Annotated in this window: 19 protein-coding genes and 1 pseudogene; 8 read left to right on the top strand and 12 right to left on the bottom strand. The window is 63.2% G+C overall.

Going from position 1 to position 25,961, the window contains the following annotated elements:
- The 3 genes from ACGFJ2_RS58985 to ACGFJ2_RS58975 all read right to left on the bottom strand — a co-directional run.
- The coding region (locus ACGFJ2_RS58985; protein WP_393484177.1) for an NACHT domain-containing protein at positions 1–2,013 on the bottom strand (2,013 nt) is incomplete at its 3' end.
- 522 nt (positions 2,014–2,535) lie between these two features.
- The gene (locus ACGFJ2_RS58980) at positions 2,536–3,054 is read right to left on the bottom strand and encodes an NUDIX hydrolase (RefSeq protein WP_393484174.1); all 519 of its coding nucleotides are present in this window, start codon (positions 3,052–3,054) and stop codon (positions 2,536–2,538) included.
- 102 nt (positions 3,055–3,156) lie between these two features.
- On the bottom strand, positions 3,157–3,396 hold the full coding sequence (locus tag ACGFJ2_RS58975) for a winged helix-turn-helix domain-containing protein (RefSeq protein ID WP_393484180.1): 240 nt from the start codon (positions 3,394–3,396) through the stop codon (positions 3,157–3,159).
- Positions 3,397–3,536: 140 nt separating this feature from the next.
- Here ACGFJ2_RS58975 and ACGFJ2_RS58970 point away from each other — a divergent pair, with 140 nt between their 5' ends.
- A complete protein-coding gene (locus ACGFJ2_RS58970) occupies positions 3,537–3,746 on the top strand; it encodes a hypothetical protein (RefSeq protein ID WP_393484171.1) in 210 nt (69 codons plus the stop codon).
- Between the two features lie 695 nt (positions 3,747–4,441).
- On the opposite strand, the gene ACGFJ2_RS58965 is transcribed toward ACGFJ2_RS58970, so the two are convergent.
- Together ACGFJ2_RS58965 and ACGFJ2_RS58960 are read right to left on the bottom strand one after the other, a co-directional pair.
- Entirely contained in the window at positions 4,442–4,696 is a 255-nt protein-coding gene (locus ACGFJ2_RS58965; RefSeq protein WP_393484168.1) for a hypothetical protein, read from the bottom strand.
- A 2-nt stretch (positions 4,697–4,698) separates the two neighbouring features.
- The gene (locus ACGFJ2_RS58960; RefSeq protein ID WP_393484166.1) at positions 4,699–6,087 is read right to left on the bottom strand and encodes a hypothetical protein; all 1,389 of its coding nucleotides are present in this window, start codon (positions 6,085–6,087) and stop codon (positions 4,699–4,701) included.
- A gap of 523 nt (positions 6,088–6,610) precedes the next feature.
- On the opposite strand from ACGFJ2_RS58960, the pseudogene ACGFJ2_RS58955 reads away from it, so the two are divergent.
- Together ACGFJ2_RS58955 and ACGFJ2_RS58950 are read left to right on the top strand one after the other, a co-directional pair.
- Positions 6,611–6,763 (top strand): annotated as a pseudogene (locus ACGFJ2_RS58955) (transposase); the annotation flags it as partial.
- A gap of 19 nt (positions 6,764–6,782) precedes the next feature.
- A complete protein-coding gene (locus ACGFJ2_RS58950) occupies positions 6,783–7,760 on the top strand; it encodes an IS701 family transposase (protein ID WP_357943645.1) in 978 nt (325 codons plus the stop codon).
- A gap of 126 nt (positions 7,761–7,886) precedes the next feature.
- Here the strand turns inward: ACGFJ2_RS58950 and ACGFJ2_RS58945 are convergent, their stop codons facing one another.
- From ACGFJ2_RS58945 to ACGFJ2_RS58915, 7 genes are all read right to left on the bottom strand, one after another.
- The gene (locus ACGFJ2_RS58945) at positions 7,887–10,136 is read right to left on the bottom strand and encodes a restriction endonuclease (RefSeq protein WP_393484163.1); all 2,250 of its coding nucleotides are present in this window, start codon (positions 10,134–10,136) and stop codon (positions 7,887–7,889) included.
- Between the two features lie 897 nt (positions 10,137–11,033).
- The gene (gene cas6e, locus ACGFJ2_RS58940; protein ID WP_393484160.1) at positions 11,034–11,777 is read right to left on the bottom strand and encodes a type I-E CRISPR-associated protein Cas6/Cse3/CasE; all 744 of its coding nucleotides are present in this window, start codon (positions 11,775–11,777) and stop codon (positions 11,034–11,036) included.
- A complete protein-coding gene (gene cas5e, locus ACGFJ2_RS58935; protein WP_393484157.1) occupies positions 11,770–12,546 on the bottom strand; it encodes a type I-E CRISPR-associated protein Cas5/CasD in 777 nt (258 codons plus the stop codon). The genes cas6e and cas5e overlap by 8 nt, the downstream gene beginning before the upstream one ends.
- Positions 12,539–13,711 (bottom strand): type I-E CRISPR-associated protein Cas7/Cse4/CasC, encoded by a 1,173-nt coding sequence (gene cas7e / locus ACGFJ2_RS58930; RefSeq protein ID WP_393484154.1) that lies wholly within the window; start codon positions 13,709–13,711, stop codon positions 12,539–12,541. Before cas7e ends, cas5e begins: the two co-directional genes overlap by 8 nt.
- Positions 13,712–13,717: 6 nt before the next feature.
- Complete coding sequence (casB, locus tag ACGFJ2_RS58925; protein WP_393484151.1) at positions 13,718–14,395, bottom strand: type I-E CRISPR-associated protein Cse2/CasB; 678 nt, start codon at positions 14,393–14,395, stop codon at positions 13,718–13,720.
- On the bottom strand, positions 14,392–18,924 hold the full coding sequence (gene cas3, locus ACGFJ2_RS58920; RefSeq protein ID WP_393484148.1) for a CRISPR-associated helicase Cas3': 4,533 nt from the start codon (positions 18,922–18,924) through the stop codon (positions 14,392–14,394). Before cas3 ends, casB begins: the two co-directional genes overlap by 4 nt.
- A 650-nt stretch (positions 18,925–19,574) precedes the next feature.
- A complete protein-coding gene (locus tag ACGFJ2_RS58915) occupies positions 19,575–19,961 on the bottom strand; it encodes a GntR family transcriptional regulator (protein ID WP_393484145.1) in 387 nt (128 codons plus the stop codon).
- Between the two features lie 135 nt (positions 19,962–20,096).
- Here ACGFJ2_RS58915 and ACGFJ2_RS58910 point away from each other — a divergent pair, with 135 nt between their 5' ends.
- The 5 genes from ACGFJ2_RS58910 (at position 20,097) to ACGFJ2_RS58890 (ending at position 25,953) form a co-directional block, all read left to right on the top strand.
- Complete coding sequence (locus ACGFJ2_RS58910; RefSeq protein ID WP_393484142.1) at positions 20,097–20,408, top strand: hypothetical protein; 312 nt, start codon at positions 20,097–20,099, stop codon at positions 20,406–20,408.
- 194 nt (positions 20,409–20,602) lie between these two features.
- A complete protein-coding gene (locus tag ACGFJ2_RS58905; protein WP_393484139.1) occupies positions 20,603–21,082 on the top strand; it encodes a GntR family transcriptional regulator in 480 nt (159 codons plus the stop codon).
- A gap of 3 nt (positions 21,083–21,085) precedes the next feature.
- The gene (locus tag ACGFJ2_RS58900; protein WP_393484136.1) at positions 21,086–22,000 is read left to right on the top strand and encodes a phosphotransferase enzyme family protein; all 915 of its coding nucleotides are present in this window, start codon (positions 21,086–21,088) and stop codon (positions 21,998–22,000) included.
- 1,701 nt (positions 22,001–23,701) lie between these two features.
- Positions 23,702–24,010 carry a hypothetical protein gene (locus ACGFJ2_RS58895; protein ID WP_393484133.1) on the top strand — a complete coding sequence of 103 codons (309 nt, stop codon included), beginning with the start codon at positions 23,702–23,704 and terminating at the stop codon, positions 24,008–24,010.
- Positions 24,010–25,953 carry a hypothetical protein gene (locus tag ACGFJ2_RS58890; protein WP_393484130.1) on the top strand — a complete coding sequence of 648 codons (1,944 nt, stop codon included), beginning with the start codon at positions 24,010–24,012 and terminating at the stop codon, positions 25,951–25,953. The genes ACGFJ2_RS58895 and ACGFJ2_RS58890 overlap by 1 nt, the downstream gene beginning before the upstream one ends.
- The last annotated feature ends 8 nt before the right edge of the window (positions 25,954–25,961 follow it).

Here is a 25,961-nt window from a genome sequence, read left to right as displayed (position 1 = left end):
GAGCTCATACAGGAGATCTAGGCTGCCAGAGACATTGCTAACCCGAGCATAGGCCGCAGCGGCAACAACTCGAATAGACGGATTGAGTTCCCGAGTCCGTGCAAGTGTGCTCAGACGCCTTGCGAGTCTTTCATTGCCTCGGAGTTCGCTCAATTCGTCAAACAGCGCGCGTTCATCACTGGAGCGAAGGTGGTTCGTCTCTACGATGGAGCCCAGCAGGCGATCGATAGCAGCATCCTCTAGTTCCAGGCCAAGAGGAACGCCTGCAGTAACCAGCCGCAGCGCCATTATCTTGTGCTGAAGATCTTGAGCGAGCAAGAGCCTTACTATTGTGGCAATCTTATTGTTCGATTTTCGCGCCCAATGCGCTAATGCGAAGAAGGCAAAGTTTCTCGTGGCCTCACTTCTAATGCGCCCAGTCCATTCGGCTAGATCAGAAAACTCGGATGGAAGCGCAGCTGCAGCAGCCCTCGCAGCGATAAATTCCGCAAATGAACGATGAAGAAATGAGAGCTTACCATCGAAGATCAGAATGCTAGTTGCACCTAGCAGGCGACCCAGATCATCTTCAATTCCCTCGGGCATCCTTAGCTCCGCGGGAAGATGTGTACGCGTCCAATTGGAGGCAGCGGCAAGCAGCGATTCCTTGCCTAGAAGTTTAAGTTCGCTCTCCGCCAGGTGGAGTATTAATGACTCCTGATTGGCAAATATCCACTCCGCGATATCCGCGCATCCGACTTCTTCCCATCTCTCCTGTATCCGTGATCGAAGATCTGAGCGGTGACCACGCGCTGCCGAGAGTTCGTCCAAAAATCGTTCATAAAGATCGATACGACCTCTTGGTAGCGACTTTGTTGGATGTCTCGAAAAGAATGTTGCAGCTATTGTGGCAAGGAGGGGGACTCGCATTAGTTCGCTCAATCCGGCAACTCGGGCCTGCTGAAGAAATGCCTGTGCAAGGCCATCTGTCTCGGGCGCACCCTGAGCAGCGAACCACCGCTCAGCGAAAGTCTGTTGTTGTTCTTCATCGAATCCACGCAGAGCGTAGAAACCGATCGCGCGCCCTTGAAAGGGGCTCAACTCGTCTTGGGGAAGCGGCCGCGAAGTGATGATGAGGCGGTACGGCGTCCCATGTTCGATGCGCATTGAAAGGACATTTAACACTCTTGCCCGGTCTCTGGGTGAGGGTATCTCGTCCAAGCCATCGACCACGACAAGCCAGCGAACCCCGTAGGTTGTTTGGGCGAATATCTGCGGCTCGAATGGCACCGTCAAGGCGCTTGCGTACGAGGCATTCGCCAATACCTGCCCCCAACTGCCTGTCAGGACTTCAGCGGCAGTAATACTGATAGCAATGACCGGCTCGGGACACCACGGCGTTTCCTCAAACGGACCCTCTATCCAAGTCCGTGCGATCTGGCGAACCAACAGTCTGGCTAGCGTTGTTTTTCCGGTGCCTGGACCACCTGTGATAAACAAGTGATCGTGCTTCGCAAGTGCATAAGGGAATGGAATATCCCGTTGATTGTACTTTGGTGGGCGTTCGACTTGAGTCGATGTTTCGTGTATTTCAGCCAAAGGTATGGGATGGACTCCCTGCTCAACATAGACGTCGGCAAGTGGGGGGCGATTGACGTCTAGAAGGTCATAGGGGAAGCGATCAACTGCATCCCCTTGGCTGAGGAAGAACTCTCTTAGTCGCGCGTCGAGGGGTGGGAGATCCTGCCAGGTTGCGATATGCAACTTTTCGGATGTTGGCTTTAGATCCATCGCTCTCTTCGCCCTCGTCCACATTGGCTCAGCCACCTCCGCCGTTTGACCAAGTGCACGTGCCATGAGGCAGGTCAGCTTCCAGTCGAGGAGGCGCTCACCCCGGAGGAACTCGTAGACCGGATTCACCTGAATCGGCAGGCCCTGTCTTTGTACGGACAGGATGAATGACCGGACTGAGTGGTTCTTGGCGCGGAGGAGCTGCTTGAACCAACTGGTGAGCTCGCCGAGCTCGGGATGCACCTCACGCTGACTCTGCTGTGGTCTCCCTCCAGGCACCGAGCCTCCCTCAGAGACGAGTTTCTCAGGCGTTTCCTCAGCCTAGAAGGAAACTGATGCCGACGAACATCATTGCCTCAATCCGTTACGCCGAACCAAGGAGCAACCGATGCGAAGTATCGAGACCCTAGCCCTCAGTCCGGAAGGTATGTTGTTGATCGGCACCGTCTATGCGTTTGCCAGGCAACTGCTCCGCTATCTGACCACAGTTCGAAGGGACGATGGTCACACGCGCAGAGTGGAGGCGGCGATACGCGACACCAGGTCCGAGCATCGCGTGGCGGTGGTGCGAGCATGCATGGTGCTCCGGGGCATGGGCCAGGACGACTCTGCCCCGAAGGGATAGCTAGCGCGGCTTGGGTTACCCCTGGGCCATCGCGTGGGCGGCGCTCGCCGCGACCGGCCGAAGAGCCGCAGCGCGGTGAGCGACCGCCCGACGCGGCGGGCCGTCGGGGGCGGACCGCCTTGAAGCCGTAGAGAAAGTTCTCATCCATTCGACCTTGATAGTCTCTGACCTGGTCTTTTGTGACGATGCAGTCCGGACTCAGTATCGGATGATGCTTGCTTGACGTTGGCGCTCGGAGTGGGTGTGGTGGCCTTGTACTTCAGCCGATGTACGGTTCGTCCCCGTTGAGGTAGTGGTTCGATCCGCAGGCGCATTGACCGGTCCATGCGGTACCGCGCTGCTTCGCCTCTCGGCACCCATCGGACCTCGCGTGACTCCTGGCTGGGTGTCGGTTCGCCATTGATGGCTCGGGCCGTCAGGACGATGGAGAACTCTTGCCGAACCTTGCCATCACGCGTGTAGAGGATGACGTGCTTGGGATCGCTGTACGTACCGACGAATCCTGTGATCTCGCAGCTGACTCCGGTCTCTTCCAGCGTTTCCCTGATGGCAGAGGCTGGGATCGACTCGCCGAGGTCGATGGCTCTGCCGGGTAGAGCCCAGCTGCCGTTGTCGGGGCGGCTAATCAACAGGACGTCGCCGGAGACATTGGTGACCACGACGTTGACCGAGGGCGCGAGGCTGTTTGCGCCTGGTGCGTGGGGGTCGTCGTAGAAGTCGCCCCTGCCGGCCACGAGCGCGGGCTTGGCCCTGGTAGGAGCTCAGGGGTCCGTGGAGTCGGTGGGGCTGACGAAGCTGCCGAGGTTGGGCACGGTGTAGAGCAGGCCTTCTTCGCGGAGCTGGTGGATGGCTTTGCGGATGGTCTCGCGGGCTACGCCGAACTCCTGGACGAGCCGGACCTCGGACACCAGGTGCTTGGTCGGGTATTCGCCGCTGGTGATGCGCGTGCGGAGCACATCGGCGATCTGCTGCCAGCGGGGCCGGTCCGGCTCGAAGTCCATCACGTGTCTAAGGGTAGAAAGGGGGCTCCACCCCCCTTCACTCGCCTCTCGGGATCTATTGAGACCCATCGCCGTCCCCTCGGATCTAATGGGATCCCTAGGGGTAGACAGGCTCGCGGTCGCGCTTCTAGCCTGAAGCCATGTCGACGCCCACCTATGACCTCGACGCGCTCCGCGTCACGTTCCCTGACTGGTCGTTCTTCCGCAGCGACGCGGGCGCGTTCTACGCGACCAGGCGTGGGGTGCGGCTGCGTAACGCGGAGATTGACGCGGGCCTCCAGCAGACAGTGAGCGCCGATGATATGGCGACGTTCGTAGCGCTGCTGCAAGAGCAGCGGGCCCGGGGGTGATGTCGTGGCGGCCTCGAAACTCGTGACGGCCTATCACGGCCTGCACACTGCTGCTCCGCAAACGGAGGCTGAGCCGGTTGAGTGGGAGCAGAGCCAGCCACGTGCCTCGCGAGTGCGGATCCGGGAGCACACCTGTATCTGTCGGCGTCCTGTCTTCGAGCTGTGTACCGCGGGCGGGTTGTGGTTCGTCCGGCGGATCTCTGGTGGACGAACCTCAGAGATCGTCGAAAGTACGTGGATGACCGCCAAGGCCGCCCAAGACCTGTGGTTGCGGATCTTGACTGGTCAGGCGGTATGACTCGGTGCCGGCACTTGCCAGGCAAAGAAACCGCTGGCAATGCGCCGTGCCGCCTCCTCGGGTGTCGTCTGGTCGGTGCGGATGCGCAGCGGGAGATGTCGCCGTCGTGGGCCTGGAGGTCGGACAGCGTTTCGTCCCAGGCTCGCAGGCGTTCGCCCGTGTTGTGGTCGCCTCGTTGGTGGGACCATTGTTCGCAGATCTCGCGAGGTATCCACAGCAGGGTGACCCACCACGGGTGGGATTCCATGAGGCGCCGGATGTCGGGGACGTTGCCTATGTGAACGATGGGCACCTATCCGGCCTGGCTCAGTTCCTCGACCCTGTGGGGGTCGTCGGCATAGGTGTTGCGGTAGCGGTGGGTCTCGACCAGCAGCGGCGTCCTGCGCGGGAGTCTGCTCTATCCGCTGAACCTTTCTCGGAAGCGTTCCGTGACCCGCTCCGCTTCGGCCTCGCTGAGCTCGACCAATTCGACGCTGGATTCGCCTCGTCGCCAGTCCCCGATGACGCTGCTGTCATGCCATTGCAGGTCTCGCCGGAAGGTCTCCTCGACGATCCCTCCATCCGGGAGGATACGTCGCCTCGCTAGCCCGCCTGGGTTTTCCCGTGAGTCGCCCGAAAGCAGCAACCCGTAGTACGTGACCTGCTCTTTCACGGTCAGTTCTCCTTGTTCACGTGGGGGATGTCGCGGACTCCTTGCGGCTCTGGCACGGCCTCGAAGATCTGTGCCTCGTACTTCTCCAAGCGTGCCTTGTCCTGAGCTGGCAAGTTGTTCTTGTACTCATATATCTCGTGGGTAACCTCCTTGGCCCAGAGGCTCGACGGCGTATGCATCTGCACCTCGAACAGCTGCCCATCAGGCCCGCGCCACCGTGTGTTGACGCCCTTGTACTTCGATGAGTCACTCCAGGACGGCTTCTGCACGACCAGCTCGAACCCTTTCCTCTCCAACGCCGCCTTGGCGTTCGCGACACCCTTGACGTAGCGATCGTCGGTGAAGGTAAACGTGTAGCGGATCCCATCGTGCATGCCCGTACGGATGAGTTCCTCGGCGGTGCGGTCGGGGAAGTCCGCCATCAGCTTGGCCAGCTTCTCCTTGAAGCGGTCGGGGCCTTTGAGGACGTGGTCCGGGAAACCGGCCATGTCCGCGCGGCCGTCTTGCGCCGCTGCCCGAACGCCCTGCGATATTTGTGGCTCGACAGCTCGCACTCGAGTCAGAGCTTGGTCCGCTGTGACGTTGTCCGCAGGTCCAAGGTCGAGTCCCTTCCACTGCCAGGTACCGTCCGGCGTGATGCGCGCGGGAGCGACCTGTGGCCCGGCCTTCGCTTTGGCCAGCTTGAGCAGGTCTGCGATCTTGTCAAGTGCCCGTGTGGCCTTGCTCGCCCCGGAGGCCGCGCTGCTGCCGCCCGCGGTTGCGGCGGCGATCAGGATGTCTGGGGTGAGGCGGCCGAACGCGCGGTCGGGGTTGCTGATCCAGGTGTCCCAGTCCGTGATGGCCTTAAGAAGCTCGGCAGGGTGTTTCACCCCGTAGATGAGCCCCGTGGCGCCGTCTTGGAGCTGCCGGTCCCAGCCATCGCGGTCGACGAGCTTACGCACTTCGGAGGTTTCCCACACCATGCCCGCCAGGCCGGCCGTACCTTCCCAGGCGCCCTTGGCCATCTCGGCTGCGGGGTTGCCCGAGTTCTGGTCCAAGTCGAAGGCAGATTGCACCTGTTGGCCGAGCCGGTCCCAGAAGTCGCCGACCGTCGGGAGCGGCTTGCCGGGTGCGAATAGTTCGGAGTTGAGGAACACCGGCGCGCCGGGCTGTACCGCCGGGTCGTGCGCCACGAGACGTTCCAGCAGCACCACGCGCTGGTGAATGTCCGGGATATGCTGCCCGGCCCAACCGGCGATCCTCCGGATGGTGTCGGCATGAGTCGTGGCAAGACCCGCGTCATGTAGCAGGCCCCATAACTCGTTCCCGGCGGAGTCCAGTGTGGACTCCGCCTTGCGTAACTCGTCCTGCAAGGCTCGAACCCCGTCGGGGACCATGCCATCGATGTCCACCGGCTACCTCGGTGTCCGGGCGAGTAGGGCACGTAGGTCGTCGACAGCCGACGTACAGGCACTGATCAGGACCTGCCTTTGTGCAGCCAGCTCGGCGCCGAAACGGTCGGCCGCCGGCCCTGTCCAGACGCGCTGGCCCATCAAGCCCACCGCACGGTCCAGACCACCTCTGATCTGGCCGGTCAGCTCCTCCGCCCGTTGTAACGCCTGCTCTATCTGTTGCCTGGTCATCGGCGTACTTCCCGTAGACGTGCGAGTGCGACTGCTCTGGCCGGCAGCTGGAAGGCTTCGATCGACGCTGGGTAGGCGTAGATCTCATTCTGCGTTGCCATCATCCGGGGATCCTCTGGCTATTTAAGGTCAGTTATCCCTGAGGTCAACGTGACGATAGGAGGACACGAGGAACCCGTCTAGGAGAACTGGTGAACGGGCATAGAGCTCATCAATGGGGCGAGCTAGAAGTACTTTGTTAGGTCCTTTTGGCGTAGAGGCTTCGAGGCGATGCGGGTAGTTTCATGCTGCGGTGACCCTTGACGAGCTTCAAGGTCTGCTGCTCGACGGACGGCGCAAATCGATGCAGCCGATGGCGGGCCGCCTGGGGATGGACCACCAAGGGATGCAGCAGTTCGTGACGTCCTCGACCTGGGACATGCGCGCGGTGCGGGCCAGGCTGGCCCGGCGGGCGGTGGAGGGCGGTGCGGCCAGCGGCGTGGGTGATCGACGATACCGGCTTCCCCAAGGAAGGGAAGGGCTCGCCGTGCGTGGCGCGGCAGTACTCCGGCACGCTCGGCAAGGTGGCCAACTGCCAGATCGGGGTCAGCGTGCACGCCGTCACCGACACCGCCTCCTGCCCGCTGGATTGGGCCCTGTTCGTGCCGCCGTCGTGGGACGAGCAGGCCGCCGAGGCCGAGTTGCGCGCGCATGTGTCGGCGCGGCGCGACCGGTGCGGCATCCCGGACGGGGAGCGTCATCGCTCGAAGTGGAAGATGGCCGTGGAGATGCTCGATGTGCTCGCTGAGCAGGGGTTACGGCCGCCACTGCTGGTCGCCGATGCCGGCTACGGCGACAGCAGCCCGTTACGCGGTGCGCTGGACGAGCGCGGCATCGGCTATGTCGTGCAGGTCAAAGGTGATGCCCTGGCCCATTTGCCGGACGCGCGGCCGGTGCCGCGGACCTGGTCCAGGCGGGGCCGGTCACCGAGACGGACCGAGCCCCGCTATCTCGCCACCGCCATCAGCCTGGCCGCGCACATCCAGGCCGTCGGCCCCGCCGCCGCGGTCCCGATCACGTGGCGCGAAGGCTCCAAAGGGGCGATGACGTCGGCGTTCGTCTTCCTGCGGGTACGTCCGGCCGGGCACCGCATCACCCGCCAGGCGGACGGCACCCTGCCGGAAAGGTGGCTGATCGCGCAATGGCCTGCAGGTGAGCCTGAGCCGGTCAGGTACTGGCTGTCCAGCCTGCCCGCCACCACCGGCCTGGCCGACCTGGTCCGCTACGCCAAGATCCGATGGCGGATCGAACACGACTACCGCGAGCTGAAGACCGGCCTCGGCCTGGACCACTTCGAAGGCCGCTCCTGGACCGGCTGGCACCGCCACGTCACCCTCGTCACCGCCGCACACCTGTTCTTGACCACGCTGCGAGGCGACCCAAAAGCGGCTGCGCCGGTCTGACCCTCTACAAGGTCGTCCACGAGCTGCAGTTGCTGCTCGCCACCTGGACCGGCGCATGCCCGACCTGCCATCAACGATTACAACCGCTACATCGCAATCGTCACCTGCAGACCTAACAAAGCACTACTAGGCGCTGTCGGCCAGCTTGTTCATCAGCGCCTCCACATCGGTCCAGCCCCAATGAGTGTCCGGCGTTCGGCGGCGCCCGGCATCTGCGTGCGCGTAGCCTCGGCCTTTGGCTGTCCGTTCGTCGCATCGGGCCAGCATCCGCTCGACCTTTGCGAACTCGTCGTGCAGCTCGTTCTCCGCGCCGTGATCGGAGAGAAAGCTCAGGAGCTCAGTAATCCAGCCGCTCTGGTATGGCTTGGTCTCGTCGCGGGTGCACAGCTCTTGCAGGGTGCTCAGCCCTACGTCAACCAGTCGCTCGATCACGCCGGCAACTGCTGAGGCAGTGAGAAGACTCTCCGCGAGTTGGAACGTCTCGTACGCTCGAGGCCAGTGCTCGCCTTCGAGCAATTCCTCGATCTCGAACAGGAGCACCTCAGCCGTCGCCTCCGCGAACGCCTCGAAATAGGCCTCGGGAATCATGGGGCTCCCCCGCATGTCGCGCGCCAGATTGACGAGATGTGAGGGCCACGATGAGTGGAGCTGATTGTCTGCCCGCTTCATCATGTAATCGGCAAGCGGAGGATACTCGAGGTCTTCGGCCGTTTCGAGGATCCAGCTGAGGTGCTGCGCCATGCTGTAGTCCTCGTCTGAGGGCGAGTCGTATACGGTCTCCATCGTGGTGGTTATGGCGTCGGCGACGGCGCCTGGGCAGGCCTTGAGCCGGTTGAGCAGCGCTTCGGCGTCGTGGCCAGTGGCGACGCTCATGATCTGGATGATCTGGGTGGCGTCCCCGATGCTCGCCAGGAGTTCCGGCAGGCGTGCGCGGCCCAGGTTCATGTGATGGCGCAGGTAGTCGGCGACGGACGGATTGTGAAAGGCGACTTGGTGCTCATCGATGGCGACCATCGTCCCGGCCAGCACCTTCAACGCCCGGCGGAAGAGCCGTCCCTCGTCGGGAAACTCCAGTGCGCGCCGGTACCACATCCAGCACTCTTCCAGTGAGGACAGCTCTGCCTGGCGCTCGAAGGTGAACAGCACCTCCAGAATGTGCACGGCTTCGGCGCTAAGCTCGTTCTCGATAATCTGCTCCCAGATGCGGCGGGGGTCTTCGAGGTTGGCCAGCATGGCGGCCGCAATGTCGTGACCTGCGTACTTGCGCAGCGCGAGGGTGCGATCGATGATCCGCGGATTGAAATGGCGATGCTGGATGATCGGCATCCATACCTGGGGGGCTGCGAAGCGGCGCTTCTCCGCGGCCGGTATAGCGGCGTAGTAGACGTGGTGGTAGAGGATCAGTGCGCGGACGTCGGGTGTCAGGTTGTCGAGGTGCACCACGCTCGTGATGCCGGTGATCTCCTCCTCCGCGAGCCTGCCGTGACGCTGCCGGGCATGCTCCAGGATGTAATCGCGGGTGGTCATGATGAACGCCTTGTCATGCCTGCTTTCGATCTCGCGGAGCAGCGACAAGAGCCGGTTGTCCTCGTTCTTGTTGAAGCTGGGCTCCAGCGTCGTCTGACCGAGGAAGTCGTCATAGAGGAAGAGTTGCGGGACGTCGTCCCGCCATACCTGGTCGATCTCGCCGACATCTTGTGAGATCTCGTAGACCTCGTAGCCGTCCGCGATGAGACCGGCTGCGAGCATGCAGGCGACCGTGGTCTTGCCGACGCCTGGCAGTCCTGTGATGATGCAGGCGTTTCGCTGGTCGAGGGTGCGTCGGGCCTGCTCGAAGCCTTGGTGAGGGACGAAAGTCTCGGCTACGTGGGAGAGCCGCGCCCGCAGCCGCGAGGACCGCACGAACGTGTCTTGGTGGAGCAGCGTCTGCATGACGGCGGTGCTGCTCAGCCAGAGCCGGAAATGCCGCTGCACGATCTCGGGCCTGAGCCGTAACTCCTCGACGATCTGATCGGGCCCGTAGATGTCGCCGGTGGTGCGGACGAACGGAGCCAGTTTCTCCTGTATGGCGTCCTTGCCGTACGTGTTCACGGGGACACTGGTCGCCACGACATAACGGGACGGCTTCAGTATCCGGACCTTGGGCAGTTCCTCCTTCTCCAGCTGGCGGATGAGCTTGGCCTGGGTGCTGCTCGGCCAGTGCTTGCACTGGACCACCACGGTACGGCCATCGGCCGTCGTGTGACGCAGGTCGATGCCTTGGTCGATCCCTCGGGGAAAGATCTCCAAGGGAACGCCGAGTATCTGCGTGAACAGGTCCCGGCATACCGTCTCGAAATCGTGGTCGGTCAGCCGCCCGAGGTCGAAGGAGTCCACTCGTCACCCATCGCTCAAGATCGAACCGTTCGCTGTAAGGCTACTGCTGCGTGGCGGAGTCGCTCAGTCGAAACGTACCCCCGTAGGGGCGGGGCGTCATTCTGTGTAGGGGAGCGTGGTCCTGAGCGGAGTCTTGTACATCGTGTAGAGCCGTAAAGTACCCGGGACCTGGGAAAGCACCGTCAAGATCATCCCGACCATATCCCGGGATCATGGTCCTACGGCCGCATGCGGGTGCTCCCAGTGACCTACCGAGAGCGCTGGAAAGCAAAGACTTGCGGTCAAGAAACTGCAGGTCAGGGGCCAAAAAGCCTGGCGGAGAAGAGTGCCCCCGGCAGGATTCGAACCTGCGGCACCCGCTTTAGGAGTCAGGAAAGCGTCCGCGACATTTCCCCACGTCAGGTGGGTGCTGTAGTCGGTAAGGGGAAGAGGTTGCGCATGTATTTGGCATGATCAAGCTCTGCGGGTGGTTGCTCGGCTTCCAGACCTTCGGTTCAGGCGGGACGGCTTACGTCCCTGTTGATGAATGTCGACGTGAGTTCAGCCGTCCACGCATCTGCCGGGGGCACCGGCATGACTTCATGGATCACGACTTCGTGCAGAGATCATCCCCGCACGCGCGGGGAGCACTCATGAGTCGGTGTGCGCCATAGCGCCCGGTAGGGACCATCCCCGCGTGCGCGGGGAGAACATCAGGACTCGATCATCTAGGTAGCAGTCGCAGGGAGCATCCCCGCGTGCGCGGGGAGTACTGAACACCCACCAAAAGACCTCCTTGCCGTAGGGGCCATCCCCGCGTACGCGGGGAACATCGGCGGATCGCGACGGGTTCGCCGTTCACGGTGCGACCACTCGCGGGTTGGAGCGATGCTTCCATGACTGCATGCGAGTCGCGGTTCACTGGACGGCAGCCAAGCTGATCAACCCGCAACCGTATCCCTTCGCTCGTCCGATGCCTTGGGTGAGCGCTTCGCGTAGCAGATCGGGGTTGCTCACCCGCATCATGCCCTCCAAGGTCACCGTCTGCAGCGTCACAGGCTTCTTCTCTCGATCCGCTCGCCAGAAGCGGAGCCGCTTGCGATCCCGAATCTCCACTGCAAAAGGGGTCGGCGTATCTTGTGGGCGGTCTGTCTGGGGCATTGGCGCGGACCCGGGAAGAAGTTCGAACCCCCACTTATGGGTTCGCTCGGCGAACCACGAGATTTGGCTATGGGTGCCCGCCAGAGGAACGACTCGGCCCCGTATTTTTGCCCTGGTCTCTTTCGCTTCAGGCCCAGGATGTTGCGCTTTGACGGGGTTGACCGTGACGCGGAATACGTAGCGCTGTTCGGCGGCAAGCCGGTTCAGCAGCGGAAGGTAGTTCTTGGTCTCGAAGGGGCGATCCGACTCCGGCCAGCCGTAGAAGTCCGTCACATGGTGCAAGTCTGGCTTGTCTGGAGAGACGATCCACAGCACCGGTCGGCGGTGATCATCCCCGTCCAGCCGCCACAGCACACGGGGGCCGTTTGAGGCATCAACAGCAGGCGTCACCGGAAATGCTTGCATAACAGCAGCATGTATCTTCTGAGGATTACCAAGAAAAGTAACGGCACCGCGCCGCCGGGGATTGATAAAGGTACGGGTGAGATACATGTCATCCATCCAGCAGACTCATCGCCGCATCCCCTGTGAAGCCATAGACGGCGCTCTGCGGCGCCGGCAGGCTTCGCGGATCTACCGTGTCGTGGTGGACCGGGCGGTGCGTGAACTTTCGGTCGAAGGGCGTTCCACCCTCCGACGGAAGGTCATCGAGAAGCTCTTCTCCATCAGGTTGATCAAGGATCAGTGCGAGAGGATCCTCCTGGAATCGCCGCCACTCGGGAACCTGCCAGGGCACGATCTCGCGTAGTACGGTTTCCAACCCCCCGGTGCCGCGTAGCAAGGACATCAGCACAGGCTTGTCGGGGGGACAGGAGCGCCGTCCCAGATACATGGGGTAGCGCGGCGCGCGGAGAGCACCTTCGACCGACTGGAGCAGGTCAGACTGATCATCGTGGTCGCCCGCGAGCGCCGCGACGAACACGGCGTCTTGGAGGTAGTAGCGGCGCGAGATCTTTCCCTGCCCAGGCTTGAGCGCCTTGCCGTCGGCGGTGGGCAGTCGTTGCTCTTGAGGGCGCAGGGGATCGTGAGAGGCCGCTGACATGGTGTGGTAGTCGATGAGGAGTCTGCCTGGCCGATCGACTCGTACGCCGAACTGCAACTTCGCGAGGGCAGACAAATCAGTGCCGCGTGGCCATCCCAGCGCACCAGCGCATAGCCCGATCACGCCGGACTTCGTGGGGTGGCTGAGGGTCCCCCGTACGTTGTATCGCGTGGCACCGCCCCAGGACTGAAGAGGTCCGCTCAGTCGTAGCACGAGCACGTCACTCATGCTCGATGCCAATCAACCGCGCCAAAGCATCGCGGGTCGCCGCAAATCCATCGGGCAGCGGTTGGGAGATAGGCAGTCCTCGGATCTCTCCCTGATCGTGCTCATCGCCGAGCCACGCCGGGTAACTGGCAGTGTGGAACGCGGGCGCGGTGCCGTAGAGAGCATCTTGTTCGCGGTAGTAGCGGGCGAGCGCGGACACCGAACGCCCCACGTAGCCGACGACCTCGCCGTTGTAACGCTCGGCTAGTACGGGACGCTCAAATGCGCCAACCAGGCTTACCGGCTGGTCAGTCCGTACGGAGAGCAGGACGAAGTCCGGCCGGGTGTTGTTGGCGAACGTAGCCCGTTTGCCGGTGGGCATGCTGAGCAGGAACGCCCGGGCGAACTCCACGGCCACATCAGTAGCGAACGCACGATCCCCGTCCAGGCTGTCGATCAGGCTGCGCACATCCACGGTTGCGTAGCGGTACATCGTGGCGGCGTTGAACTCGATCGTGCCGATCATCCCCGCGCCGGTCTCGTCGGCGGCTTCGTCTACATCGTCGACGGCCGTGTAGTAATCGAACTGAGCCTCGACGGCATGGGTGGAGATGGCATGTGCCACCTGGCAGGCCGCGTCGACGTTCATCGTCGGGTCGGTCGCGATCATCCGGCCGAACAACGCGACCGCCGGCGGATGACCGCTGTTCACCACATCTCGCAGCTTGAACTCATTGATCGTCCTGGTGAACTCCTTCGTGTTATCGACCGTCTTCAGAACCCGCTCGACGTCTTGCAGCAGGACATCCACCACGCGGACACGCTGGGCACTACCCAGGAACAGAAGGAATTCTGTGACGGCTCGCCCGTTCTTCTTCGGCGTCTTGGCTCCGAACAGAGCCGTCACAGTGGCATCGGCGATCTCTGCCGCTCGGTTGCCGAGTTGGGGCTCTCGCTCCAGCAGATCGGCAGCGAGGATCTCTGGAAGTCGCTTGGTGCGCTGGGAAGCCTGGAATCCGGCCGTGGCCAACTCCAACTCTCTGCGCGCGGCGCGCTTCCACGCCTGAGATGAGACCCGCATCCGCCGGGCGCCGCCATACAGGGCGGTCTTGGGACTGCCGTTCTCGTCGCGGTTGATGTTGGCGGGCGGCACAGGCTGTATTGCATGTACATCCAGGAACACCATGGGACATCACTCCTTGTTCGTGGTCGGCTTGTTCCCGGTTGGGAACGGAGCATAGAAATGACGCCCCCATCGGAGAGCCGTTGGACCACGCGAGGGCGAGTGAGCCCACGCGGCCAGCTCCGCGGTGAACTGGACGTAGTCCAGGACGATGGGCACCTGTCGGAGCATCGGGACCAGGCCGCGGACGTGGCCTACAAGTTCCGCCGCGGACACCGAACTCATGGCTGATTCCAGCCGCCGCACGATCCCCCGATTGACCGTTTCGAACTGCGGTGTTGCGGGACTGAACTCGCGTCGTTCCAACGCTTGCGCCTGGTGGTTGGTGAGTAGACGGCATGCGGCCCCAAGGGATGGCCCGGAACGCTGGTGCATGGAGCGGTCTTGCGACTGCTGATGGACGGCGAAGAGCCCGAGCCCATAGTGGACCGCAGCTTCCCACGCTTGCGCTTCCCGATCCGTCTCGCGCTCTTCAGGATGGCTGAGTACGTTCGCGATCTGCATGGCTAGGACCGGCATGGTGTCCGGAGAATGGCTCAGTCCTCGACGCCATCTGCTCAAGATTGCCGGAGCATCATCGAGCAGTTCGTCCTTACGCCCCTTGAACAGACCATCGAGTTCTTGCTGCAGCCGCTTCTTTCGTTCATCATTCAGACGATGTCGTCGTGATATGGCTGGCGCTGTCACTCTTGGCCTCCGTTTTCTTGGCGTTGAACGAGAGGCCCGGCCTCGTCATCGCGTGCCTGTGACTGCGGCAGCAACATGGACAGCACCTGTTCGAACCGTCTGTGTGCGAGCGCGAGGTTCACCGGCTCTGGTCGGCCTCCCTTCTTGGGAATGCGCATGCGAGTCCGTAGCGCGGTCGGTGGCGCGTCGCCCACGATTGAACGCGCGATCCGTCGCGCCTCGGCGCGGACGCGGTTGTGCCACTCCTCGCGGTATAGATCGGCCGCCTCGTCGACGCGGAGCCCCGCGATCCATTCCCTGAATGGCTGGTCCAACAAGAGGTAGAGGCGGTTCTGGGCGCTGTTTCGCTGAGCCAGCTGCGCATCGTCATCGCCTCCCGAGCACAGGACGGTGTCGGCAGCCAGCTGGCCGAGCGCGTCTGCCGCTCGTTTGGAATCCTCGACGGACTGCACCGCCATCGCGTCTAGGCCGTCTTTGCCTGCCGGCCGCAGCAGCGCGACTGGCAATGGGAGAACGTCCGTATAAGTCTCCTCGACGACTGAGCTCTGAGTGCCGTAGACGACCCCGTACGCCCGAAGCTGCAACACCTTGTCCATGGGGAGCTTTACCGAGCGAAGGTGCGTGAGCACATGTGGGGCCATGGAATGGCGACCTCCGTCACCCTTCTCGAACCGTCGCCCCAGGATTCCACCGAGCCCCCGCCAGAGCTGCTGACCTGGACGATGCCGGGACGGGCGGTAGCGGGCTGAGCTTGCTTGATCGTCTACCGCGTACCAAGCAGTATGCGGTTCGAGGCTGTCGAGAGTGGTGTTCTCCTTGAGGCGGTCGCCCGCACAGACGAGCACTTGCCGGACGATCACTTCACCGTCACTCTGCGCGGGGAAGAGGTGGATGCGCCGCCCCGGCCACCCGTACAGGTCGAGGACACCGTACGGGAGCCGTATCTGCCAGGCAGCGGTCAGGGGTGTGTGCTCCCAAACAGGGATGTCGTCCGCCGGAGAGATGTCCTCATTGAGGACGAGCAGGTTGTACATGAGCGTTTCCCACAGCGTCGTTCCTGTCGGGACTAGCACGCCCAGCGAGCCTAGAAGCCCGGTACGGTTGCCGGTCGTCTTGCCCTGCTTGGCTTGGGGATCAGCGAAGGCTCCAGTCTTGATGCCTGCGGTGTCCCAGCCATGGGCGTGAAGTAGCCAGCGGGCAGCCTCTGCCGGAGTGAGTTCGACCGTCTGCTGGTCAGCGGACTGCGAGAAGATCGGCACATTGTTTCCACTGGCGGCATAGGGAATCAGAAGACCCGCAGGCTTTCGCTCGCCGCTCATGCTGGTCAGGTGACCAGCCTGGAAAAAGGGATGTTCTGGATGGAAGAGGTCCAGGCGGTCTCGCCAGGTGTCCAGATACTCACTAATCGGTTCCGAGGGGAAGCGGCCGAGTGAATAGAGATACTGCCAGTCGCCCTTGATCCTTGGCTGGGATTCGTGCTGTTTACCCTCCCGCATGCCGAGTGCGCGATGCAGGACGGCCAGCAGGAGTCGGATCAGTACTGGGTACTGCGTGGGAACGTCGACGCTGAGGTCCCGGATCGTGTGTGCGTTGACCAGCAGCTCGCGGAGGGACGCCCGGGCCGGGACGCCGGTGGTCGTGACGTAGTCGAGCCACGGTTCATCTACCAGGTTGAACGAAGGCCCAGAAGCTGGCGATTTCGCCTTGCTGATGGTCCACCCCGTTTCAGTGCTGTAGGTGAAGCTGTTCGCCCCGTGCCGGACCGTCCCGGCGGCCTTACTCAACATGAGTACACGAAGACGCCGACACCAGGGCGCGTTCCGCCATCCCGGTGGAGACTCCAGCCGATCCTCATTGACCATTCGGGACGGGAGCCGGATCGCCTGACCGAGCACCGCCTTCTTCTGCTCACGTGTCGGGGTGCGGTCCAGCGGGATCGTCACCTGCTCGCCTTTGGACACGGTGGCTGCGGTCGTCGCGTCCATTCTCCGAAGCAGGATGACCTCGACGCTCGGCTCTCCAGAGCGCACCCGCAGACGGTTGCCAGCGACTTCCTCGTCAGCCTCATGCGAGGTGCCTCGCTGTAGCTCGCTGAGATCGGGTGCGATCGGATCCGGCTCAGCAAGCAACAGGGAGTTCGCTTCCCGCCGCAGTTGTGCCAGAGTGTCCCGCATCCTGGCCGTGGCGACCGCCATCGGTTCGCTCCAGAGTTCGGGCACGATTGGTTGGTCGCCGTAGACCTCTTCGATCAACATCGGAACGTCATCCGGGATGCTGATGCGATCCCTCCTGCGGAGCACAGCCAATGTGCGGAGCAGGAAGTGATGCAGGTATGGACGGTCGTCGGAAGTGGGAAACTTCGGGAGGTCGCCAACCTCCTGATGGCCTGTGACAACCATGGTTGGATCAGTCACCTCAGCCGGGCGCGGACTCGGCCGCTGATGCCGATGCAGCCGGCCTGCTCGCTGCAGCATGAGGTCGATCGGTGCGAGATCGGTGATCAGCAGATCGAAGTCCACATCGAGCGACTGCTCGACTACCTGGGTGGCTACGACTATGTGCCGGGTCGGTCTCGCTGGATTCTCAGAGACCTTTCCCGTTGCCTTATCGACCTTTGGCGGCCCGAAGGCCGTGGCCAGCCAATCGTCCAGCCGTGTGCGGTCAGAGCTGGTGAAACGGGCGTGAACGAGAGTTATTTCATCCTCGCCTACGTGCTTCCTCAATTCTTCGTAAGTCTGCTGTGCCCGTGGAACAGTGTTCCGCAGAACCAGAACGCAGCCACGCTCAGGGATCCAGCGCACTATGGAAGCTGGATCGTTCCCAGCCTCTGGGTGAAGAACGACCTTGAGTGAAACGTCCCGGGATTCGGTCTTGTCTGCACTACGAGTATGGGCGATAGGAGGAGCACTGTCGCCTTCTACTGCGGGACTGAAGAACGACGCACGTTCCCTTCTACTGGACTGGCCTGGTGCCATTGTCCACGTAAGCTGTGGATATCCCGCCGACGATGCATGGATCTCAATCTTTCCCGCATACGCTCTGAGTAGAGCGTCCCGCTGCTCAGCCGGCAGAGTTGCTGACAGCAGCACCACTGGGACCCGATGCAGCCCCAGCCAGTGCAGCACCCGGTACAGGATGCGAGACATGTACGCGTCGTAAGCATGCACCTCGTCGATCACCACGACCTTGTTGGCGATAGCGAGATGCCGCAGCATCACATGCGGAGCACTCACTCCGGCGAACAGGAGTTGGTCAATGGTGCCCACGGAAATCGGTGAGAGGAGGGCCTTCTTTCCGCCCCTCATCCACTGAGACGCGGTGGCGGAAGCGCTGCCGAAGTCCCCTACACCGCCGAGAGGCAGGTCATCAAACCGCTCATACTGTCTTGCCTTACCGTGCACCAGTCCGACGGTTGGCAACGGGCTCTGGGGTAGGTTGCTCAACCATATATCCAGGACCCGATCGAAGATCCGGTTACTTGTAGCCTGGGTAGGCAGCCCGAAGAACAGCCCGTTGAATCCGAATCTTGCAGCGACAATCTCCGCGATCACCAGAGCAGCCTCCGTCTTACCTTCTCCGGTGGGCGCCTCAACGATGACGAGGCCAGGATGCTCGATTTCGGACGCGATCTGATGTGCGACCAGTTGGGTATCGCGTGGCACCTTGATCCCGAACCGTTGGAGATACATCTCCTTTGCATCAGCGACCTTTACCGGATGCCACACGGCTTCGAGCTGCATGGTTTTTCGGGTCTGCTTCACCCTGCGGGCCGCTTGCTTGGGATACTCCTCCGACCAGGGACCTGTGTAAGGGAAGAGATTCTCGTTGGACGCCAGCCAGTCACAGAGGATGACAGCACCCGAGCAGACAACCTGACTGCCGATCGGCGGGACATGGTCCGCCAGCAGGTCCAGCGGTACGCCTGACCGCCGGGTCATCTCTCGAAAGAGCTCTCGCTGAACCTCTCGCCACTCTGTCCCCCCGATCTGCGCAATCAGCAGTGGAACTTCGACAGATCCCGGCCGCGGGTAGACCCCATGGTGCCCCCCGACGACGTTAGCCACCCAGGTGCTTGCCCGTGCAGTCCATCCGGCCTCGGCCGTGAAGAGGTACATCAAATGGGCTGAGACCATGCTGTGTGGATGTATGTCGGGGCCAACCGGTAGAGCGATCACGTCCTGGACCCGGGAGCTCTGCCGCACACTTTGACCTTGAAAGCTTCCCGCTTTCCCCAGGTCGTGAAGGGCGGCTAGCCACCGAAAGAGCGCCCGAGCCGCCTGCATGCGCTCATGCTCTGTTCCTGGGATGCCCTCAGCTAGGCGCTCATGAAACGCTGAGGACAAGTAGACATGCCAGAGCTCGTCCGCAACCTCCATGGTGTCCACCATGTGCGCGACCAGCGAATGCCACTCGTCGGCGGCGCCTTTGCGATCGCGTCGAACTTCGCCGGTCTTACCCCAAAGAGCCCGGGCGCTTGCGCTGAACCCCGGGCCCTGTGCGGCGTTCCTTGATGGACGCGTTGAGGTCATGCCGTGGTTCTAGCGCGGTTGGAAGATCGCTGCCACGTATGTGGCGAAGATGAGACTCCCCACTATCGCGGCTACGGCTAGAGAGCGCGCGCGAGCAAGGTTGAACGAGATCGCGATCTGGAGTCGCCCATCGCGAACCTCCACCCGTAACGGGCTGTTCTGTCCATCCATGTCCCGATCCTCTCGGACTCTTGCTTCGGTCCCACTTGGGGCTAGCCTGATGCTAAGGCACTTCTTGTTGGCATGTCTTCCATTCCTTCTCCCTCGTTCTATGTATTTGTTCGCATGGTGTCGCCAGTACACTCCTGGCATGCCGGACAGCTGCCTGCCAACGGCGGGATCGCCCTGAGGGGGAAGGTCTGTAACCGGATACCGATTTGCGCGCCCCGCGCACGCGGGGATGGTCCGCGGCAGTTAGTCAGTTAGTCACTAAACGGTAGTGCTCTCCGCGCACCTGTGGATGGTCCTGAGTACGAGGCCGAGCAGCGGCTGGATGCTCTGTGCTTGCTCCCCGCGCATGCGGGGACGCCCCAACCGATCACCCACGTGCGCCGGGTCGGCCTGCGACCACATCCGCGATGCATTATTGGCCGGTGTCAGCCGCTGCTGACTTTGCCTTGCTCGTTGCCTGAAACGTCAGGCTGTGTGTGTCATCTCTCCACACCCCAAACGAGGGCTGTCCGGTCGGCCGGCAGGATGCGGTCGCGCTTGTGCGGCTGGCTGAGGACGAAGACCGGAACCCCCTCGGGGATGTCCAGTTCCCTTCGCTCGTCTGGGGAGGGCATCCGAGCGGTGACCTCTGTGGGCCCCTCTACGATCACCCGTTCGACGGGGGCCTGTGGGCGGACGTAGGAGCCTTCACGCTTCACAGTGACGATCAGTCCCTCGCTGCGCAATACCCCGAGTGCCTGCCGTACGGCGACGCGGCCGAGCTCGTACTCCTGCATCAGCCGGCCCTCTGACGGGAGCGCCTGGCCAGGCTCGAGTCGTCCCGCTGCGATGTCCGCGCGGATGATGTCGGCGAGCTGCCGGTGCACAGGTCGATCGGAACCGAAGTCGATCACAACAGGTCATCATCACAACCCCACTACCTCATAAGAGCTTGTAGGCATATGCTCATAAGGAACGAGCAGCAAGAACGTTGCCACATCAAGGTAGGGGAGGTTGCCGCTATGCCTGAGCTTCTAGGTCTAGAGGCAGATGCCTGGCCTTGTCCGAGACTCTCCGCCCACCCGCCAGGCCGCAGCACCGCCGCCACCACGACGCACATCGACTGGACCAAGGAGGAACCGGTCCGCCAGCGGATAGTGGACTACACCTGCTCCTGCCGCGCACTCGTCTATGAGCTGCTGAGCTGCGGCGGCCACTACATGATCCGTCGCACGCACCAGACCACGTCTCCCAAGGTCTTCTACGCGGGGCCATGGCCACGGGCCGTGGCAGAGCGCGTTTGGATGATGATCCTCACGGGCGAGGCTCGCTGATGGCACCGGTCCGTTGGTCGCTCCAAGGCGGAGCCTGGGCCCAACCAAATCGAGAGCGGCAGGTAGGGCCGCCTCGCCCCATGCCGGGCCGCAGCACGGAGGCGAAGCACGGATCCTCGACGAGGCCGTGGTCATCCCTGCTGATGCTCTGTCGTCTTAGCCTTGAGTCCGTTGTTGCTCGGCAAGGGAGCCTCATGACTCAAGGCAAAGCTCAGCCCGCCTACGCCACGCTAGCTAGCGACCTGCGCCAGCGGATCGCCGCAGGCGAGTACCCGCCAGGCGGGATGATCCCGTCCGAGACGGCCCTTATGGAGACGTACGGCGTGGCCCGCGGGACCGTACGGCAAGCGCTCGCGGAGTTGGAACGCGAGGGCCTGGTCGTCAGCCACGTGGGCCGCGGTCGCAGGGTGCAGGGCCAGGCCGCCGAGGACGCGACGCCCAGCACCCGCTATGAGGACGTGGCCAACCAGCTCCGCACCGCCATCAAGAGCGGCGAGTTCCCGCCGGATGTGCGCCTGCCTGGTGAACCTGTCCTCGCAGGCAGGTTCGGCACCGCGCGCATCACGGTACGCAAGGCCCTGGAACTGCTTCAGCGAGAAGGCTTGATCGTCGTCGTCCCCAGCAAAGGCCGCTTCGTGGCCACCGGTCCACCAGACACCAAGAGCGAGGACTGATCCATGACCGAGACTCACACCGCACGAGGCTTCTCCCAGCAGGACGCGCACAGGGCGCTGGTCGCGGCCTGCGCACACGCTGGGCTGGACAGCAGGGATGCGAGGTTCATGCGGATCGGCGAGAACGCGATGTACCGCCTCGCGTCGGCCCCGGTGGTTGTGAGGATCGCCCGAACCGTGGATCGCCTGTCCGAGGTACGCAAGGAGGTAGCGGTCGCGTCTTGGCTAGAAGGGGCCGACTTCCCCAGCGTGCGGCTCTTCCCGGACTGCCCACAGGCGACCGTTCATGACGGCCGGGTGGTGACCTTCTGGCGCTACATGGAGAGCGACAGCCCGCCTCTGGACTTCGTGGACCTGGCGGCGATGCTCAACGAGCTGCACAGCCTGTCCAAACCGGTGGACCTGGTCCTGCCGCTCTTCGACCCGCTGGGCCGCGTTGAGGACCGTCTGGACTGCGCCTCGACCGTCGCCGATGAGGACCTTGAGTTCCTGCGTGAGCGGGTGAAGGACCTGTACGTCGAGTACAACGCCCTCGACTTCGCGTTGCCCGCCGGCCACATCCACGGCGACGCGCACAAGGGCAACCTGCTCCGCCGCACGGACGGGCGAGTGATCCTGCTCGACTTCGAGGCGTTCGCGTTCGGACCTCGCGAGTGGGATCTCAGCAGCGGCGTGGGCATCCCCTTCAGGGGGTTCCGGTGGGTGGCGCGCGAGGAGTACGCACAGGCTGTGGACGCGTACGGCTTTGACATCACCGAGTGGCCCGGCTTCCACACCCTGCGCCGTATCCGTGAGATCACTATGACCACATGGCTCATGCAGAACGTGGAGGAAAGTCCCGACATCCGGGCCGAGTTCGTTCGTCGCGTTGCTTCGCTACGGCATGACGTCCTGCCGCGCGTCTGGCGGCCCTTCTGAGCGGCCTGCGAATGACTGCTGGCTCCGCCCGACGGGATGACGCCAGCGGGATGACGACGCCCACGGCCGCGCCCGCTACTCCCGACAGGCCCCGTCCAGCCGCTGCTCCACGGTCACCCGCTATGGGTCGAACGGCTCCTCGCGGGCGTCCTCCCAGGTCATCTCGGCGGCCTCCGCGCGGATGAACACCATGTCGCTGCGGCCGTCGAAGTTCTGGGCAAGAACGGCCATCGCCCTTTCCGTGCGACCCGGCCCACTGGGCAGGCCGTGGACGGAATCCACAACTCGACCGTAGGTCGCCGGGGCCAGGTCGAGGAAGAGTGTTGTCACCGCCTTCGCGGGCGCTAGGAAGCATCGTCCCGACGGGCACGCGCTCCCCGAGCCACTCGTCAGCACTCGCCTACGAGCGTGCCCGAGCCGTATTCACGGCAGCTCTCCCGCGTGCGCGGGGAGCACAGCGTCGTCAGGCATTCCGCGGGGCAGGCCGAGGGACCATCCCCCGAGTGCGCGGGGAGCACGCCAGGACTGCGAAGTTGGCCGCCGCGCCGAAGGGACCATCCCCGCGTGCGCGGGGAGCACAGAGTGGCGCTCAGCGTCGCGACGTGCCGCAGGGGACCACCCCCGCGTGCGCGGGGAGCACAGAGTGGCGCTCAGCGTCGCGACGTGCCGCAGGGGACCACCCCCGCGTGCGCGGGGAGCACAGTGTTGAGGGGACGCGCCCCAGGCCCAGGGGGGACCATCCCCGCGTGCGCGGGGAGCACGCCCACCAAGATCGCCAATAGGCAGCTTAATTGGGACCATCCCCGCGTGCGCGGGGAGCACGTGCCCGGTTTGACCCAGCGTAGCCAACCGTAAGGACCATCCCCGCGTGCGCGGGGAGCACGGACTGCGCGGCGTGATCGAGGCGTTCCTGCCGGGACCATCCCCGCGTGCGCGGGGAGCACGTCCGGCTGTACGACGAGCAGAGCACCTACCGGGGACCATCCCCGCGTGCGCGGGGAGCACGACGCCATGCGCGACCGCGTGCAGGCCTCCCTGGGACCATCCCCGCGTGCGCGGGGAGCACGGCTAGTGGTAGAAGTACGGAGGGATCTCGTGGGGACCATCTCCGCGTGCGCGGGGAGTACCCATCAGCGGCGGTTACGAAGAGCTTCCGCAAGGGACCATCCCCGCGTGCGCGGGGAGCACACTCCACGACCTGCATAGTTAGCGGTCGCAGGCACCATTTTCGAGCACTTTCACTGAATCGGACATTATGGACATCGCCGTGATGTGCTGGCTTTCGAAGATAGGGCACGGGGGCGGGACGCGGAGGCCGCTGGATATTGTCGGGCATCACGAGTCGGTCGGTAAAGGGCGCTAAGCGAGCGTGTGGTGCGTGCCCCCCGAGTCCGCGCTCATATGTGAGTCCTGGCCGACGGCGCACTACGCAGGGCCCCCGGCTGTCGCCTGAGGACGTTAGCCCAGCCGAGTACCGGATCCCAGGTAGGGCGTCCAACGGCTGATGTCCCGAAGTTGATGACAGCAGCCAGCCTCCGCCATCGATTGCTTGCTGAAGCCTTCCTTCATGCGGCTATACCGTTTCGCGATAGCGTCATTCCTCCTATATGGCAAGCCTCAAGCCAGATCTCTTGCGGAATGTCTTAAAATCGGTCTAACGTATTAAGTCGGCATTTCTCGGATTGTGACCGGGAGATCTTCGTGGCTGAGGTCATGGTCCCCAACCCGCGACACGTACGCCTGAAGCAGTTGCTTGCCCAGGCCGAGGATGAGGCCCGCCAGCTACGCCAGGCGTACCTTCCGGCCATCCACGCCATGTCCTCCGGCACGGTATGGACCGGCCCCACGGCCCGCAAGTGGTCAGCCGACCTGCAGGAACGCCAGCATCAGCTACTTCGCATCGCGCAACGAGTGACCAGCGCCGTGGAAGAGGAGTTGAGCCGGCATCCGCCCATGGTCACTGAGACCATGGCGAACGCCATCCGCCACGAGATGGCTGGACGCACCTAATGGCAAGCCCTGCCAACGAATTCTGCGGCATCGATCCCGACGCGATGGATGGAATGTCGCGTTCTTTGCAGAACGCGACAAACCGCCTAGGCGACTTCTACCATGAATTCGATCAGCTTTTCCGCGCAAACGGCATCAGCACCGGACCTCTGCGGGAGATTCTCGATGTCTCCAAGTGGAGCGAAGGCCAAATCTCCATGCTCGCCTACCGCAGCCAGACGATCCGCGAGCTGGGCAAGGGGGCCGGCGCGGCCTTCCTGATGCTCCCCGACCAACTCGCCGCCTTCGACGACGCTCGCGGGCTGGCCAACATGTACAGCCAGGGCATCGTGGGCAACGGCTCCGCCGACCTCCAGGCGCAACTGATCCACGAACACGCCGATGAGATAGCCAAGCTCGCGGACAACCCGCAGGCCGCCGCCGCTTTCTTCGCGATGCTCTCTCCGGCCGTACGCGACGCGCTGCCGAGCCTGATCGTCGCCACAGGCAGCAAGACCGCCAAACAGGACCTCGCCGCCTTCAGCAAGGCCCTCGGCGCCGCACTACGCGCCCCGGCGAGCGTGCCGGCCTTCGAGCGGTTCAAGAGCGACTTTCTGAAGCCCACCACCAAGAACGCCGCCTGGAATCGATTAGCCCTCCTCAAGGGCGCCAACGCCCCCACCGCGTACCGCACCGCAGCAGCCCGCGCCCTGGTCTTGGACGCCTTCGTGGCTAATCCGCAGCAAAGCTTCCGCGCTGGGAGCAATACACAGACCCAGGCCCTGGGCATCCCGTCGGACCTCGTAGCACTCGGATTGGAAGTACTGGATGGCGACGGTGCGGCTGTGCGGGCCACCTTCGCCGCGATGGGTACTCCGCAGTCCAAGCTCACCCAGCCAGAGAAGATGCAGCTGTTCATCAACTACGCCAAGGGCCCCGGCATCGAAGAAGAGGTCGCCGACGCCTTCGGCAGAGTTCTTGCGTCCGGCGCGGAGGTGAAGACAGAGCAACCCGGCAAACACTCCACTGACGCCGCCGCCTTCGCTCTCGACGCGATCAAAGCGACCAGCGCGTACCGAGAGAAGCTACCTGGCGCTGCTCGGGACTCGATGAGCTTGATCGCCCAGTCCTACATCCACGAACTGACCACAGGCGGCCGCTTCGACAAAGCCATCGATCGGTCATCAGGAATGGGACATCCACCGGAGTGGATCGATATCCCCGACGTCACCCCCGGTTTCTACCTCAGCCCAAAAGACACCTTCAATTTCCTGCGCACCTTTACCGGCGACGAACGCCTCACCAAGGAGTTCGACTCGGCCGTGGCCCGGTTCTATCACGACACGCTCGTGACGACAGCGGGTCTCGACGGGAAGAACGCAACTACCCACTTCGACGATGCTGCCAAGATGTTCGGCGATTTCGCCGGGATCGAGTTCCAAGCGGCGTCCAAGGTACGCGGGCAGGCCGACGCCATCGACGCGCTCGTCCTTGACATGGTCAAGAACACCGCCGCTCTGGGCATCGACAAGGTTCCGGTAGCCAGCCAGGCAATCGACATGGGATGGACCGTGGCCAAGACCTATGCCGTCAGCAGGTTGCTCGACGGATGGGTAGCCAGCTTCGAGACTCGGGTCGAGAAACTCGATGCGGAGCGAGTCGATTACGTCGTACGCCAGAGGTACGACATGTCACGTCTCCTTCACGAGGGCGGCTTCCCCTCCACGACCCCTCCTGACGAGCTGGTCAGCAAGGAGACCGGCCATCTCAAGACTTACGACGAGATCCTCAAAGAGGCCAAGCGGGACGCGGCAGGCGGCGACGTGGAGAAGGTCCTGAGAGGCAAGCTCTCGGTCTTTGAGCACTGGACGGACGCCAACCAGAAGTTGGACGAGAAGATGGAAGACGCCTCAAGATTCACCACGAGTACCCTGACCAAAGAGCTGATCGAGAAATGGAGCTGACGCCTCCG

The organism is Nonomuraea sp. NPDC049028 (assembly GCF_043197735.1).
Lineage (GTDB): Bacteria > Actinomycetota > Actinomycetes > Streptosporangiales > Streptosporangiaceae > Nonomuraea.
The sequence above is the reverse complement of the archived record's forward strand: the minus strand, read 5'-3'. Positions and strand labels throughout refer to the sequence as shown.

What these genes read in the sequence shown, in the direction of transcription:
- cas6e (WP_393484160.1), bottom strand. Translation starts at nt 11,777, where the DNA reads ATGGATGACATGTATCTCACCCGTACCTTTATCAATCCCCGGCGGCGC.
- cas5e (WP_393484157.1), bottom strand. Translation starts at nt 12,546, where the DNA reads ATGAGTGACGTGCTCGTGCTACGACTGAGCGGACCTCTTCAGTCCTGG.
- cas7e (WP_393484154.1), bottom strand. Translation starts at nt 13,711, where the DNA reads ATGGTGTTCCTGGATGTACATGCAATACAGCCTGTGCCGCCCGCCAAC.
- ACGFJ2_RS58910 (WP_393484142.1), top strand. Translation starts at nt 20,097, where the DNA reads ATGCCTGAGCTTCTAGGTCTAGAGGCAGATGCCTGGCCTTGTCCGAGA.
- ACGFJ2_RS58905 (WP_393484139.1), top strand. Translation starts at nt 20,603, where the DNA reads ATGACTCAAGGCAAAGCTCAGCCCGCCTACGCCACGCTAGCTAGCGAC.
- ACGFJ2_RS58890 (WP_393484130.1), top strand. Translation starts at nt 24,010, where the DNA reads ATGGCAAGCCCTGCCAACGAATTCTGCGGCATCGATCCCGACGCGATG.
- ACGFJ2_RS58975 (WP_393484180.1), bottom strand. Translation starts at nt 3,396, where the DNA reads ATGGACTTCGAGCCGGACCGGCCCCGCTGGCAGCAGATCGCCGATGTG.
- ACGFJ2_RS58900 (WP_393484136.1), top strand. Translation starts at nt 21,086, where the DNA reads ATGACCGAGACTCACACCGCACGAGGCTTCTCCCAGCAGGACGCGCAC.
- ACGFJ2_RS58970 (WP_393484171.1), top strand. Translation starts at nt 3,537, where the DNA reads ATGTCGACGCCCACCTATGACCTCGACGCGCTCCGCGTCACGTTCCCT.
- cas3 (WP_393484148.1), bottom strand. Translation starts at nt 18,924, where the DNA reads ATGACCTCAACGCGTCCATCAAGGAACGCCGCACAGGGCCCGGGGTTC.